The sequence below is a fragment of the Pseudomonas syringae genome (genome assembly GCF_021605415.1).
Taxonomy (GTDB): Bacteria; Pseudomonadota; Gammaproteobacteria; order Pseudomonadales; family Pseudomonadaceae; genus Aquipseudomonas; species Aquipseudomonas syringae_S.
Map to the genome: position 1 here is coordinate 1 of NZ_WKEQ01000041.1, position 12,435 is coordinate 12,435.

The window sequence follows — 12,435 nt, forward strand, 5'->3', positions numbered from 1 at the left end:
GTCATCGGGAATGAGTTCGTCTAGCGAGAGTGGAAACAGCGCGCTCTGGGAGCGGTTTTCACCTTGGATATAGCGCATAAGAAAAATGCCCGTATCTTGCGATACGGGCATTTTCTTCAACCGGCCAACAGATTGCTAGGTTTTCACACAGTCTGATTCAATGCGCCCCTTTTTTTGCCTGAAATACAGTCACTCCTACAAGGGATCTGCAGTGGTTTTACTTTCGGTTCAACATCACCGGTAACTGCGCCACCAACTTGGCATTGTTCAACGGCGCCCGAATAAACCCGCGCTGCGTCCCGTCCGGTCCGATCACCGCGAGGTTGCCGCTGTGATCCACCGTGTAGTTCGGCTTGCTGGTGTCTGCCGGAATGAACGGAATGCTCACCGCATTGGCGACCTTTTGCAGTGCTTCAATCGATGGCGGCGTCAGGCCGATGAATTGCGGATCGAAATAGCCCAGGTACTGCTTGAGCTGCTTGGGGTTGTCGCGATTCGGGTCAACGCTGACGAGCACGATCTGCAACTTATCCACAGCCTCCTTCGGCAACTCGCTCTTGATCTGCCGCAGTTGGGCGAGGGTGGTCGGGCAGATGTCCGGGCAAAAGGTGTAGCCAAAAAACAGCAGGCTCCATTTGCCCTTGAGTTCGTTGATCGTGACCGGTTGGCCTTCCTGATTGGTCATCGTCACGTCCGGCAGATTGCGGCTCTGCGGCAGCAGGATGATGCCGGCATCGATCAACGCGGTCGGGTCGCCCTGGCCTTTGCCGGTCAGCACTTTGTTGACGGTCAGGCCGAGGATCAGCGCGACCACGGCGACGAGAATGAAGACGGTTTTCTGGGTTCGAGTCATAGGTTCAACAGTAAGTAGTGGTCTACGAGCAGGGCGATGAACAACAGGAACAAGTAAAAAATAGAGTACTTGAAGGTGTTGATCGCCGCGTGCGGCCGAGTGCCACGGTACAGCACGACGGCCCATTGCAGAAACCGCGCGCCCAGGCCGAGGGCGCAGATCAGGTAAAGCATGCCGCTCATGTGGATCACGTAGGGCAAAAGGCTCACCGCCAGAAGGACGAAGGTGTACAGCAGAATATGCACTTTGGTGTAGTGCTCGCCGTGGGTGACCGGCAGCATCGGAATGTCGGCCTTGGCGTATTCCTCTTTGCGATGGATCGCCAGCGCCCAGAAGTGTGGCGGCGTCCAGGCGAAAATAATCAGCACCAGCAACAGCGGTTCCGCGGTGACGTGCCCGGTCACCGCGACCCAACCGAGCAACGGCGGCGCGGCACCGGCCAGACCGCCAATGACGATGTTCTGCGGCGTCGCGCGCTTGAGGAAACCGGTGTAGATCACTGCATAACCGAGCAGCGACGCCAGGGTCAGCCACGCCGTCAGCGCATTAGTGAACGCCAGCAACATCGCCTGCCCAAGCAGCGCCAGCATCAAGGCAAAGGTCAGCGCGGCGGCGGGCGATACCCGGCCTTCCGCCAACGGCCGTTTATGCGTGCGCGCCATCACCGCATCGATGCGCCGATCCACCACATGATTGACCGCCGCCGCGCCGCCGGCACACAAGGCAATGCCCAGATTGCCGAACACCAGCACTGTCCACGGCACCCCGGCGCGGGTCGCCAGAAACATGCCGACCAATGAAGTGATGAGCATCAGCACCACGACTTTGGGCTTGGTCAGCTCAAGATAATCGCGCCAAAGCGCCTGTGCCGGACGCTCGCCGATCAGAATCGCCATGGCGTGTCTCCTTTTATTGTGATGGGCGCGGTGGTGTGTTTACGCGGGCTCAGGCGCCAACGCGCAATCATCGGTTGTTTGACCCGGACGAGGCGGGTGCGCGCGTGATAGTTGACCAGCACCATCGTCAGCAACAGCGCCGCGCCGCCGGCGTTATGTGCAACGGCCACCGGCAGCGGCAGGTGAAACAGCACGTTGCTGATGCCGAGGGCGATTTGCGCGGCGAGGGCAATCAGCACCAGACCGGCCAGCCGCGTCATGCCGACGACCTTCAGTTGCCAGGCCAAACCGAGCAGTACGACGGTGACCAGCAACGCGCCGATGCGATGGGTCAGGTGAATCGCCGTGCGCGCATCGCTGTCCAGTTGCCCGCCGAGGTAATTCGGGCCGATGTGTTGGGTCAGATGGAAGCCGTTGGCGAAATCGGCGGCGGGCAGCCATTCACCGTGGCAGGTCGGAAAATCGACGCAGGCCACCGCCGCGTAGTTGGAACTGACCCAGCCGCCCAAGGCGATCTGCCCGATCACCAGCAACAGGCCGGCGGTCGCCCAATACTGCAAACGGCGCGGGACGGTCAGCGCCGGCAGCACGCCGGACAAGCGCAGCGTCAGCAAAAACAACAGGCTCAGCGTGGCGAAACCGCCGAGTAGATGCCCGGTAACCACTTGCGGCCAGAGCTTGAGCGTCACCGTCCACATGCCAAACGCCGCTTGAGCGATCACCACCGCGAGCAGAAACAGCGGCAGTTTCAGCGGCTGATCGGGGTTACGGCGATTGACCCACGCCCGCCCGGCCAGCACCGAAATCAGCAAGCCCAGGGTGCCGGCAAAATAACGGTGGATCATCTCGTTCCAGCCCTTATGCGCCTCGACCGGCGTATCAGGAAAGTGCAGCTCGGCATGGGCCAGCTGGGCTTCGCTTTTCGGCACGCTGATAAACCCGTAGCAGCCTGGCCAGTCCGGGCAGCCGAGGCCGGCGTGGGTCAGGCGGGTGTAGGCGCCGAGCAGCACCACAATCAGTGCCAGCAGCGTGGCAAACAGCGCGAGGCGAAATCCAGGTTTGGCCATGACGATGCCCTTATCCGATGTTCGACAGTTTCAGCAGATGACGCAGGTCGTTGAGCAGATCCTTGCCTTTGACGTTCGGCTCGTAACGCAGCACCAGATTGCCGTGGGGATCAATGATCCACAGCTGCGGCGTGGTTTTCTCGCCGGCCACTTTGCCGAACGCGCCAACGTCCAGCGGATAGCGTTTGAGCTGCGGATACTCGCGGGTGAGCTTGGCTTGATAGTCGTCGTTCAGCGGTTGCGCGGCGGCGAGGGCGTGGCTGGCGCGAGACGCATCGCGGCCGAGGCCGATCTGGATCTGCCGCGCCAGGTACACCAGTTGCTGGCAGTCAACGGCGCAATCTTTCGGTGCGGTCACCAGCATTTGCCAGCGGTCTTCCTCGGTCGCGACGCCGAGATCGGCGCGGGTCTGACCGTTGCCGATCAGTTCGCCGTGGTAGCTGCGACCATCGGGCACCCAGAACTGCAACTTATACATGCCGGTGGCGAGGATCATCGGTCCGATCACGCCGAGCAGGATCAACAACAGTTGAATGCGCCCGCGACGGCGACTCGCCAGCGGTTTCGCTTCAGACATGCTGGGTGGATTCATGGCCGCTCCCATGGTGGTTCTCCTTTGCGTTGTGCCAACCGAGATAGAGGTAAAGACTGAAGAGGGCGAAGGCCATGGCAAACCACTGCACGGCATAGCCGAGGTGTTTTTCCGGCCCCATTGCGACCACCGGCCAATCGGCCTGGTAGCTGGCGGGGCCGGGTTCAGTGCGCACTTCATAAGCGAAGCCGTCACGGTCGAGGGTTTTCCACAGCTTCGCCGGTTCGACGGCGGTGATGGTTTGCGGCCAGGTGTTGCTGGCGGGGTCGGCATGCAACTGGAACGTTGCGCCGGGCGCGACATAAACCCACGCGTCGACATTCAGCGCCTCGGCCGGTGTGGTGAAGTGCGGCGGCACGCGCCGATCCGGCCACGGCAGCCAGCCGCGATTGACCAGCAGCCACAGCCCGGTGGCGCGATCCTGAAACGGTTGCAGCAACTCGACGCCGACCTTGCCGTCGCGCTGACGGTTATCGAGCAGCAGGCTGTGGGCGCCATCGAACTGGCCATGTAGATGCACACGGCGAAAGGCCGGATCCTCGCTGTGAACCAGCTCGGTGCTGGTCATCGGCTCGGCGGCGCGGCGTTCGGCGTAACTGGCGAGCAGCGCGGTTTTTTCCGCGCCCCGGCCCAGTTGCCAGAAACCCAGCGAAATCAGCAGGGGCAACAGCAGCGCAACCACTACCGTCGGCACCACGCCCGGACGAAAGCGCTTCATGGCCGCGCCGTAAGGTCAGTCATCGCAATCGCTATACTCACGTGCATCGCCCTTCCCCCGGAGTCTTCCCATGCTCAAAGCAGCCATCGTCCTGATGCTGATTGCCACGGTGGTCAGCCTGTTCAGCGGCCTGTTTTTTCTGGTCAAGGACGAAAGCCAATCGAATCGTCTGCTCATCGCCTTGAGTGTTCGAGTAGCACTGGCCGCTGCAACCGTCGGCTTGATAGTTTGGGGCTTTGTCAGCGGACAGCTAGGAAACGGATAGCTGCGAGCTTCAAGCTGCAAGCTCAAGGCACACCGTGCTCCCCTTGCCGCTTCTAGCTCACAGCTCACAGCTCTAAAGCACATACACGAAAACGAATAGCCCGATCCAAACCACATCGACGAAGTGCCAATACCAGCTCGCGGCTTCGAAGCCGAACTGGTGCTCGTGGTCAAAGTGTCCGCGCATGATCCGCATCAACATCACAAACAGAATGATCGTGCCGATGGTGACGTGTGCACCGTGGAAACCGGTGAGCATGAAGAACGTCGCGCCATAGATGCCCGAGCCGAGGGTCAGGCCCAGTTCTTGATACGCGTGGATGTATTCTTCGGCCTGGAAACCGAGAAAAGCGCAGCCCAGCAGCACGGTGATCGCCAGCCAGATTTTCAACGCGCCGCGATGACCTTTCTTCAGGGCATGGTGGGCGATGGTGATGGTCACGCTGGAACTCACCAGCAGAATCGTGTTGATCAGCGGCAGGCCCCATGGACTGATGACGTCCTTGGCCGGCGGGAACAGTTTTGGGTCCGGCGTTTGCAACAGCGGCCAGGTGAACTGGAAGTTCGGCCACAACATGTGCGCGAGGCCTTTCGGGCCTTCGCCACCGAGCGCCGGGCCGGTCACATGGCGGATGTAAAACAGTGCGCCGAAGAACGCCGCGAAGAACATGACCTCCGAGAAGATGAACCAGCTCATGCCCCAGCGGAACGAGCGATCCAGCTGCGCGCTATACAACCCCGCGCGGCTTTCCTTGATCACTGCGCCGAACCAGCCGAACAACATGTACGCCAGCAACAGGCCGCCGACGAAAAAGATCAGCGGGCCGTGTGAATCCGGCCGCGCCGCTTTCAGATCGTTGAACCAAGTCGCCAGTCCGTACACGGTGACCAACATGCCAACCGTGGCGACGATTGGCCATTTGCTCTGGGCCGGAACGTAATAGTGCTCATGAGTTGCCATTTATTGTTCTCCTTATCGGGCACGCTCAACCGCCGGTATTTACAGCCACCGGTGGATGTCGGGCGGTGATATCGAACAGCGTGTAGGACAGCGTCAGGTGCTTCACATCCTTGGGCATGTCGCGGTCAACGATGAACCGCACGGGCATTTCGATGCGCTGGCCCGGTTGCAACACTTGCTGGGTGAAGCAGAAACATTCGGTCTTGTGGAAATACGCCGCCGCCGCGCTCGGCGCAATGCTCGGCACAGCCTGGGCGCTCATCGGTTTGTCGGTGGGGTTGTGGGCGATGAAGATCATCTCGTTCACCGCGCCGGGGTTGGCCGTCAGTTCGTCATGCTTGGGGTAGAAATCCCACGGCATGTCGGCGGTGTTGGTCGACAAAAATTGCACGCGCACTTGCCGCGAAGCGTCGACCGTCTGTTGGCCTTCGTACTGCCCGGCGGTCTTGCCGTTGATGCCGAAGGCTTTACACATCACGTCATAGATCGGCACCAGCGCAAAACCGAAGACAAACATCGCCACCACCACGGCCAAGAGTCGGGTGACCAGTTTCTTCATCGAAATCGAGTCAGCCATGATTTTCAGCCTCCACATGAATCCTTGTGGGAGCTGGCTTGCCAACGATGGCTGCCTGCCTGACACACTGCGCTGGCCCCATCGCTGGCAAGCCAGCTCCCGCAGGGTTTGTTACAGGACTGAGGGTGTTCATTTCACTTCCGGCGGTGTGGTGAAGGTGTGATACGGCGCCGGTGACGGGATGCTCCACTCCAGGCCTTCCGCGCCATCCCACGGTTTGGCCGGTGCTGGCGGGCCGCCGCGAATGGTCTTGATGACAATAAACAGGAAGAAAATCTGCGTGGCGCCGAACATGAACGCGCCGATCGACGAGACCATGTTGAAGTCGGCGAATTGCAGGTTGTAGTCCGGAATCCGTCGCGGCATGCCCGCCAGGCCGACAAAGTGCATCGGGAAGAACGCCATGTTCATGCCGATGAAGGACAGCCAGAAATGCAGCTTGCCGAGGGTTTCGTCGTACATGTGGCCGGTCCACTTCGGCAGCCAGTAATAGGCCGACGCGAAGATCCCGAAGATCGCTCCGGGCACCAGCACGTAGTGGAAATGCGCAACCACGAAGTAGGTGTCCTGATACTGGAAGTCCGCCGGGGCAATCGCCAGCATCAGCCCGGAAAAACCACCGATGGAAAACAGGATCACGAACGCCACCGCGAACAGCATCGGCGTCTCGAAGGTCAGCGAGCCTTGCCACATGGTGCTCGCCCAGTTGAACACCTTCACCCCCGTCGGCACGGCGATCAGCAGCGTGGCGTACATGAAGAACAACTCGCCCACCAGCGGAATGCCGACCACGAACATGTGGTGCGCCCAGACGATGAATGACAGGAACGCGATGCTCGCCGTGGCATAGACCATCGACGTGTAGCCGAACAGCGGCTTGCGCGAGAAGGTCGGAATGATCGAGCTGACGGCGCCGAACGCCGGCAGGATCATGATGTACACCTCGGGGTGGCCGAAGAACCAGAACACGTGCTGGAACAACACCGGATCACCGCCACCGGCGGCACTGAAGAAACTGGTGCCGAAGTGAATGTCCATCAGCATCATCGTCACGCAGCCGGCCAGCACCGGCATCACCGCGATCAGCAGAAACGCGGTGATCAGCCAGGTCCAGACGAACAGCGGCATTTTCATCAACGTCATGCCGGGGGCGCGCAGGTTGAGAATGGTCGCGACCACATTGATCGCGCCCATGATCGAACTGATACCCATCAAGTGAATGGCGAAGATGAAGAACGTCACGCTCTCCGGCGCGTAGGTCGTGGACAGCGGCGCGTAGAACGTCCAGCCGAAATTCGGCCCGCCACCGGGGCTGAACAGGGTCGAGACCAGCAGCAGGAACGCCGCCGGCAACAGCCAGAAACTGAAATTGTTCATGCGCGGCAGGGCCATGTCCGGCGCGCCGATCATCAACGGGATCATCCAGTTGGCGAGGCCGACGAACGCCGGCATCACCGCCCCGAACACCATCACCAGACCGTGCATGGTGGTCATCTGGTTGAAGAACGCCGGCTCGACGATCTGCAACCCGGGCTGGAACAGCTCGGCGCGAATCACCATGGCAAACGAGCCGCCGAGCAGGAACATCATGAAAGCGAACCACAGGTACAGCGTGCCGATGTCCTTGTGGTTGGTCGTCAGCACCCAGCGCATCAGGCCTTTGGCGGGGCCGTGGGCGTGGTCGGCATGACCGTGGTCATCGATTACAGCGCTCATGGCCGCTCTCCTTCAAGCCGGTGGGTTGGGCGGGCCGGGGCGCAACGCCCCGGCCGGTTGCGTGTGTGGGCAATTGATCGGCTCATTGGCTTTCCGCCTGTTTCAGCTCCAGCACTTCTTTCGGAGTGACCATGTCGCCCTTGTTGTTGCCCCAGGCGTTTCGTTCGTAGGTCACGACAGCCGCGATATCGACTTCCGACAGTTGTTTGCCGAACGCGGCCATGGCGGTGCCGGGTTTGCCGTGGAAGACAATGCCCAGATGACCTTCTTTCGGCCCGGTGGCGATTTTCGAACCCTTGAGGGCCGGGAACATCGGTGGCAGACCCTGACCTTCGGCCTGGTGACAGGCGACGCAGGCGGTGTGATAAACCTTATCGCCGCGCTCCTTGAGTTCTTCGAGCGTCCATTCCTTGCTGGTCAGCTCTTTCATTTGCGCGGCTTCGGCTTTGCGTTCGTCCAGCCATTTTTCGTAGTCAGCCTTTTCCTTGACCTCGACCACGATCGGCATGAAGCCATGATCCTTGCCGCACAGTTCGGCGCACTGGCCACGGTAAAGGCCGGGCTTGTCGATACGCGTCCAGGCCTCGTTCACAAACCCGGGAATCGCATCGCGTTTGACCGCGAAGGCCGGCACCCACCAGGAGTGGATCACGTCGGCGGAGGTCACAAGGAAGCGCACTTTGGCGCCGGTCGGCAGCACCAATGGCTTGTCGACTTCCAGCAAGTAATGCTCGCCCTTGGCTTCCTTGTTGTGGATCTGGTCGGCGGGGGTGGCCAGGTTGCTGAAGAACTCGACGTCCTGGCCCAGGTATTTGTAATGCCATTTCCATTGATAGCCGGTGACCTGTATATCGATCTCCGGTTCGCTGGTGTCGTACATCTTGATCAGCGTGGCCGTCGCCGGAATCGCCATCGCCACCAGAATCAGAAGCGGCACGATGGTCCAGAGGATTTCGACGGTGGTGCTTTCATGGAATTTTGCGGCGACCTGACCGGTCGAGCGGCGATGCACCATCATCGACCAGAACATGGCGCCGAAGACGATGATGCCGATCACCACACAGATCCAGAAAATGGTCATGTGCAGGTCGAATACTGCGTGACTGATTTCAGTCGCTCCAGGCGCCATATTCACAGTCCAGGCCGCATTGGCCTGGCTGAAAATCGACCACAACAGGAGGCCCATCCAGACGTGTGGATGTCGCATCATTGCGGGTTCCCCTTATCGTTCTTGTTATCCCGCCGGCTTTCGCCTGCGGCAAGGGAGCGGCTGCATCAGACTACGAACTTGAGGCGCCGAGCCTTGCTGCGGGTGCAGTCGGGCGTCATCAGCTAACTCCATTCACTGGCGAGTATAGACAGCGGCTGAGAATTGCAATGTCGGGACGTAAATCATCTGAAACAGCGAGTACTTGCGTTCCAGGGCACGAATGGAGAAGGATGCAGACGAGTGGTGGCGAACCGATATAACGGACGCGTCTCAGGGATGAAATAATTATGACGAAAGTGTCTTAGCATTTTTCGTAAGCCAGCTAACTTAATGTCCTTCCCTATTTCCTTGCCTTGTTCCCTGGAGTTTTCATGAACACCGCCGCATTGCGCGAGCAGATCCAAAAAGCCCAACAGCACGAGAAAGATACTGGCCTGCTGACCCGTCAGCTGGAATCCAAACTGCCTCACCTGCATCCCTCGATCCAGTTGCCTGAAGCGGACGCCAACGGCGTGCTGACGCGTTTTGTCGCCGCCTACATCGATGAAGTACCTGACCTGCTGGACGCAGCCAATGAAGTCGCCAGGGAAGCGGGCATCGAATCACAGATCAAACCGGTGCTGAAAATCGCCGAGCAGTATTTCCTTCAGCCGCCGGCCATCATGGCCGGGCACGTTGGCCTGGACAGTCTGCTGGACGAAGCCTATCTGGCGCACCGTTTCGTCGAAGAGGTCAACGACCTGTACATCAAGCATTTCGGCCAGCCACTGATCCCCTTGGACATGACGGTCGCCAATCTGATTGCTCACCAATTGATCGGTGAGGAATTTGCCAACCAACTGGACGAAGCAGTGCATCACGCCATCGATGAGATGCTCGACGACGACAGTTTTGCGCTGGAGTCGGTGGAAGCCTACCGCGACAAACTCAGCAGCCCGGACACCGGCGCAGCGTGGAAACGCTGGCCGTGCATGAGTCGCCGTTTGGGCCTAGGCCTGGAGCTGGATCAACCAACGGCATAACCCGGGGTCACGCAAATACCTGTGGGAGCTGGCAAGCCAGCTCCCACAGGGTTCGATTCCAAATGGCGTTATCTAGCCAGCGGCGCCGATGCCGGTGGTGGTGCGCAACCGTCCTTCAAGCCTGCGTTTCAACCCGCGCGACTCGATCAACAGCTTCGACCCCTTCGCCGCATTCGCCCGTCCCCACTCTTCGAGCAACTCCAGACATGAATGGTCGATGTAGCTCAGATTATTGAGCGGCACATGCACCGTCGTGCCCGGCGCAATATTGCCCAGCACTTGCGTCAGTGCCGGCACCTTGAGAAACGTTGCTGCACCGACCAGACGCAGCTCCATCTCGCGATCCTGCGGCAGGTCGACCAGGCTGATCTTCAGGCGTGAAGCTTTGAACGCCAATTTCACCAGAGTCAGACCGAAACCGACCAACACGCCGGTCAACAAGTCGGTAAAGATGATCGCCAAGGCCGTGGCGGCGTAAGTGAACATCGGCATCCGACCGTAACGTCCCAGGCCACGAAAGGCTTTCAAGTCGACCAGTTTGAAACCGGTGTAAACCAGCACACCTGCCAGACTTGCCACCGGAATGCTTTGCAGCACGCTCGACAGCAATAGCACGAACGCCAGCAACCACAGGCCATGGAAGATCGTGGAGTAACGGGTGGTCGCGCCGGCCTGTACGTTGGCCGAACTGCGCACGATCACGCCTGTCATCGGCAGCGCACCGAGCAAACCGCAGAGCATGTTACCGACACCTTGCGCCGACAATTCACGGTCGAAATCCGAACGCTCGCCACTGTGCATGCGATCCACGGCAGCGGCAGACAGCAGGGTTTCGGCGCTGGCGATGAAGGCCACGGCAAATGCGGCAATCAGCAAGGTCGGATCGGCGAGGTTGAGCAGATCCGCCGGTTTCAGCCAGTCGATGGCTTCCGCCAGATTCGCCGGTACTTCGACGCGTTTGACCTGCAACGCCAGCATCAGGCTGGCGATGGTCGCCAGGCCGACCCCGAGCAATGCGCCGGGAATGAACCGCAATGAATGCGGGCGAAATTTTTCCCACAACCACATCACCGCAATCGTCGACAGCCCTAGCAAACCAGCCTGCCAGCCGAACGACGGCAACGCCTGTGCGAGCGCACCGGGAAATGCGGTGAGGTTATCCAGTCCGGACGGTTTCGGCGCCGCATCGAGCATCACATGCACCTGGGATAACACGATCAGCACGCCGATCCCGGCGAGCATGCCGTAGACCACGGCGGGCGCGGTGACCCGGAACCAGCATCCGAGCTTCAATCGCCCGGCCACCAGTTGCAGCAAACCGGCGAGCAGCAGGATCGGCCCGAGCATTTCGATACCGTGCTGGCGCACCAGTTCGAACACCAACACCGCCAGGCCCGCCGCCGGCCCACTGACTTGCAGTGGTGAACCGGCGAGCCAGCCGACGACAAGACCACCGATGATGCCGGTGATCAGACCTTTGGCCGGCGGCAGACCGGAGGCGATCGCGATACCCATGCACAGCGGCAGGGCGACGAGGAACACCACCACGGAAGCCAATAGCTCCCGTGGCAATACAGCTTTGAGTTGAGCAGCACGCATGGGGATTCTCCCGAAGCTTTCTTCAGGCATGGCGAGGCCGGGTCGCTGAAACAGCGACCGGCGTCAAACCACACAGATTGTTAGGAAGAGTTAGAAGCGCGCTTTCGGCGTCGCCACGGGGATCGGATGGCTGCCGTCGAGTGGCAGGAACCGGCCCTGATCTGCGTCGTAAGCTTTGATTTCGCTGGTTTCGATGTCGTAGACCCAGCCATGGATGAACAGATGACCGTTCGCCATGCGCGAAGCTACCGAAGGATGGGTACGCAAGTGCTGCAATTGGGCGATGACATTTTCCTCGGTGAGGACATGCATGCTCTCGTTTTCGTCGGTGCAGTTGCAGTTGTCGTGCACCATGGTTTTCGCCACTTCGGCGTGCCGCAGCCAGGCTTTGACCGTGGGCATTTTTTCCAGGCTGTCGGGATTGAGCACCGCACGCATGGCGCCGCAGTCGGAGTGACCACAAATGATGATGTGTTGGACACCGAGAGCCAGCACCGCGTACTCGATGGCGGTGGACACGCCGCCGTTCATTTGCCCGTAGGGCGGAACGACGTTGCCAACGTTACGGGTCACGAACAGATCGCCGGGAGAGCTATGGGTGATCAGTTCGGGCACGATGCGCGAGTCGGCGCAGGTGATGAACATCGCGCGCGGCTGCTGGGCCGTAGCGAGCTTCTTGAAGAGTTCTTCCTGTTGGGGGAAAACCTCACGATGGAAATGCAGAAAGCCATCAACAATATGCCGCAGCGCTGCATCGGCGGATTCCGTCACGGGGAGGGCTTGCGCCGACGCAGCCAGCGGCTGTTTATCCTTGTCACTCATGATTCATCCTCTTGGGCGGAGACCGGGAATCTTCCCGCGTTATCCGATGTGAAGCCAGTGGCTGTGCAAACATCCGGGTCATCCGGGACCCATCAGTCACTCGATGAACACGGTATCCGTCGAAACTTAACTCAACCT

General features: G+C 60.1%; 13 protein-coding genes. 2 read left to right on the forward strand and 11 right to left on the reverse strand.

What is annotated here, in order from left to right:
- Positions 1-217: 217 nt before the first annotated feature.
- From GIW69_RS22535 to GIW69_RS22555, 5 genes are read right to left on the reverse strand one after another with little or no spacing between them, the layout of a single operon-like run.
- Positions 218-853, reverse strand: a complete 636-nt coding sequence (locus tag GIW69_RS22535) for an SCO family protein (protein WP_236484974.1) — start codon at positions 851-853, stop codon at positions 218-220.
- On the reverse strand, positions 850-1,749 hold the full coding sequence (gene cyoE, locus GIW69_RS22540; RefSeq protein ID WP_236484975.1) for a heme o synthase: 900 nt from the start codon (positions 1,747-1,749) through the stop codon (positions 850-852). The genes GIW69_RS22535 and cyoE overlap by 4 nt, the downstream gene beginning before the upstream one ends.
- A complete protein-coding gene (locus GIW69_RS22545; protein WP_236484976.1) occupies positions 1,737-2,816 on the reverse strand; it encodes a COX15/CtaA family protein in 1,080 nt (359 codons plus the stop codon). The genes cyoE and GIW69_RS22545 overlap by 13 nt, the downstream gene beginning before the upstream one ends.
- Before the next feature lie 10 nt (positions 2,817-2,826).
- Positions 2,827-3,420 (reverse strand): PA_0111/PP_0108 family redox-active disulfide protein, encoded by a 594-nt coding sequence (locus GIW69_RS22550; RefSeq protein ID WP_236484977.1) that lies wholly within the window; start codon positions 3,418-3,420, stop codon positions 2,827-2,829.
- Entirely contained in the window at positions 3,386-4,126 is a 741-nt protein-coding gene (locus tag GIW69_RS22555; RefSeq protein ID WP_236484978.1) for an SURF1 family protein, read from the reverse strand. The genes GIW69_RS22550 and GIW69_RS22555 overlap by 35 nt, the downstream gene beginning before the upstream one ends.
- Positions 4,127-4,196: 70 nt before the next feature.
- On the opposite strand from GIW69_RS22555, the gene GIW69_RS22560 reads away from it, so the two are divergent.
- Positions 4,197-4,391 carry a twin transmembrane helix small protein gene (locus GIW69_RS22560; protein ID WP_236484979.1) on the forward strand — a complete coding sequence of 65 codons (195 nt, stop codon included), beginning with the start codon at positions 4,197-4,199 and terminating at the stop codon, positions 4,389-4,391.
- A gap of 72 nt (positions 4,392-4,463) precedes the next feature.
- On the opposite strand, the gene GIW69_RS22565 is transcribed toward GIW69_RS22560, so the two are convergent.
- The 4 genes from GIW69_RS22565 to coxB form a co-directional block, all read right to left on the reverse strand.
- Entirely contained in the window at positions 4,464-5,351 is an 888-nt protein-coding gene (locus tag GIW69_RS22565) for a cytochrome c oxidase subunit 3 (RefSeq protein ID WP_236484980.1), read from the reverse strand.
- Between the two features lie 25 nt (positions 5,352-5,376).
- Positions 5,377-5,928 carry a cytochrome c oxidase assembly protein gene (locus tag GIW69_RS22570; protein ID WP_236484981.1) on the reverse strand — a complete coding sequence of 184 codons (552 nt, stop codon included), beginning with the start codon at positions 5,926-5,928 and terminating at the stop codon, positions 5,377-5,379.
- A gap of 129 nt (positions 5,929-6,057) precedes the next feature.
- Positions 6,058-7,644, reverse strand: coding sequence for a cytochrome c oxidase subunit I (ctaD, locus tag GIW69_RS22575; RefSeq protein ID WP_236484982.1), 1,587 nt, complete (start codon positions 7,642-7,644; stop codon positions 6,058-6,060).
- 82 nt (positions 7,645-7,726) lie between these two features.
- Positions 7,727-8,854 carry a cytochrome c oxidase subunit II gene (gene coxB / locus GIW69_RS22580; RefSeq protein WP_236484983.1) on the reverse strand — a complete coding sequence of 376 codons (1,128 nt, stop codon included), beginning with the start codon at positions 8,852-8,854 and terminating at the stop codon, positions 7,727-7,729.
- Positions 8,855-9,225: 371 nt separating this feature from the next.
- Here coxB and GIW69_RS22585 point away from each other — a divergent pair, with 371 nt between their 5' ends.
- Positions 9,226-9,876 carry a hypothetical protein gene (locus GIW69_RS22585; protein WP_236484984.1) on the forward strand — a complete coding sequence of 217 codons (651 nt, stop codon included), beginning with the start codon at positions 9,226-9,228 and terminating at the stop codon, positions 9,874-9,876.
- Between the two features lie 72 nt (positions 9,877-9,948).
- Here the strand turns inward: GIW69_RS22585 and GIW69_RS22590 are convergent, their stop codons facing one another.
- Positions 9,949-11,475, reverse strand: a complete 1,527-nt coding sequence (locus tag GIW69_RS22590; RefSeq protein ID WP_236484985.1) for a SulP family inorganic anion transporter — start codon at positions 11,473-11,475, stop codon at positions 9,949-9,951.
- A gap of 90 nt (positions 11,476-11,565) precedes the next feature.
- Entirely contained in the window at positions 11,566-12,297 is a 732-nt protein-coding gene (locus GIW69_RS22595) for a carbonic anhydrase (protein ID WP_236484986.1), read from the reverse strand.
- Positions 12,298-12,435 lie beyond the last annotated feature (138 nt).

What these genes read in the sequence shown, in the direction of transcription:
- GIW69_RS22560 (WP_236484979.1), top strand. Translation starts at nt 4,197, where the DNA reads ATGCTCAAAGCAGCCATCGTCCTGATGCTGATTGCCACGGTGGTCAGC.
- GIW69_RS22585 (WP_236484984.1), top strand. Translation starts at nt 9,226, where the DNA reads ATGAACACCGCCGCATTGCGCGAGCAGATCCAAAAAGCCCAACAGCAC.
- GIW69_RS22545 (WP_236484976.1), bottom strand. Translation starts at nt 2,816, where the DNA reads ATGGCCAAACCTGGATTTCGCCTCGCGCTGTTTGCCACGCTGCTGGCA.
- ctaD (WP_236484982.1), bottom strand. Translation starts at nt 7,644, where the DNA reads ATGAGCGCTGTAATCGATGACCACGGTCATGCCGACCACGCCCACGGC.
- cyoE (WP_236484975.1), bottom strand. Translation starts at nt 1,749, where the DNA reads ATGGCGATTCTGATCGGCGAGCGTCCGGCACAGGCGCTTTGGCGCGAT.
- GIW69_RS22590 (WP_236484985.1), bottom strand. Translation starts at nt 11,475, where the DNA reads ATGCGTGCTGCTCAACTCAAAGCTGTATTGCCACGGGAGCTATTGGCT.
- GIW69_RS22555 (WP_236484978.1), bottom strand. Translation starts at nt 4,126, where the DNA reads ATGAAGCGCTTTCGTCCGGGCGTGGTGCCGACGGTAGTGGTTGCGCTG.
- GIW69_RS22595 (WP_236484986.1), bottom strand. Translation starts at nt 12,297, where the DNA reads ATGAGTGACAAGGATAAACAGCCGCTGGCTGCGTCGGCGCAAGCCCTC.
- GIW69_RS22565 (WP_236484980.1), bottom strand. Translation starts at nt 5,351, where the DNA reads ATGGCAACTCATGAGCACTATTACGTTCCGGCCCAGAGCAAATGGCCA.
- GIW69_RS22570 (WP_236484981.1), bottom strand. Translation starts at nt 5,928, where the DNA reads ATGGCTGACTCGATTTCGATGAAGAAACTGGTCACCCGACTCTTGGCC.
- GIW69_RS22535 (WP_236484974.1), bottom strand. Translation starts at nt 853, where the DNA reads ATGACTCGAACCCAGAAAACCGTCTTCATTCTCGTCGCCGTGGTCGCG.
- coxB (WP_236484983.1), bottom strand. Translation starts at nt 8,854, where the DNA reads ATGATGCGACATCCACACGTCTGGATGGGCCTCCTGTTGTGGTCGATT.
- GIW69_RS22550 (WP_236484977.1), bottom strand. Translation starts at nt 3,420, where the DNA reads ATGGGAGCGGCCATGAATCCACCCAGCATGTCTGAAGCGAAACCGCTG.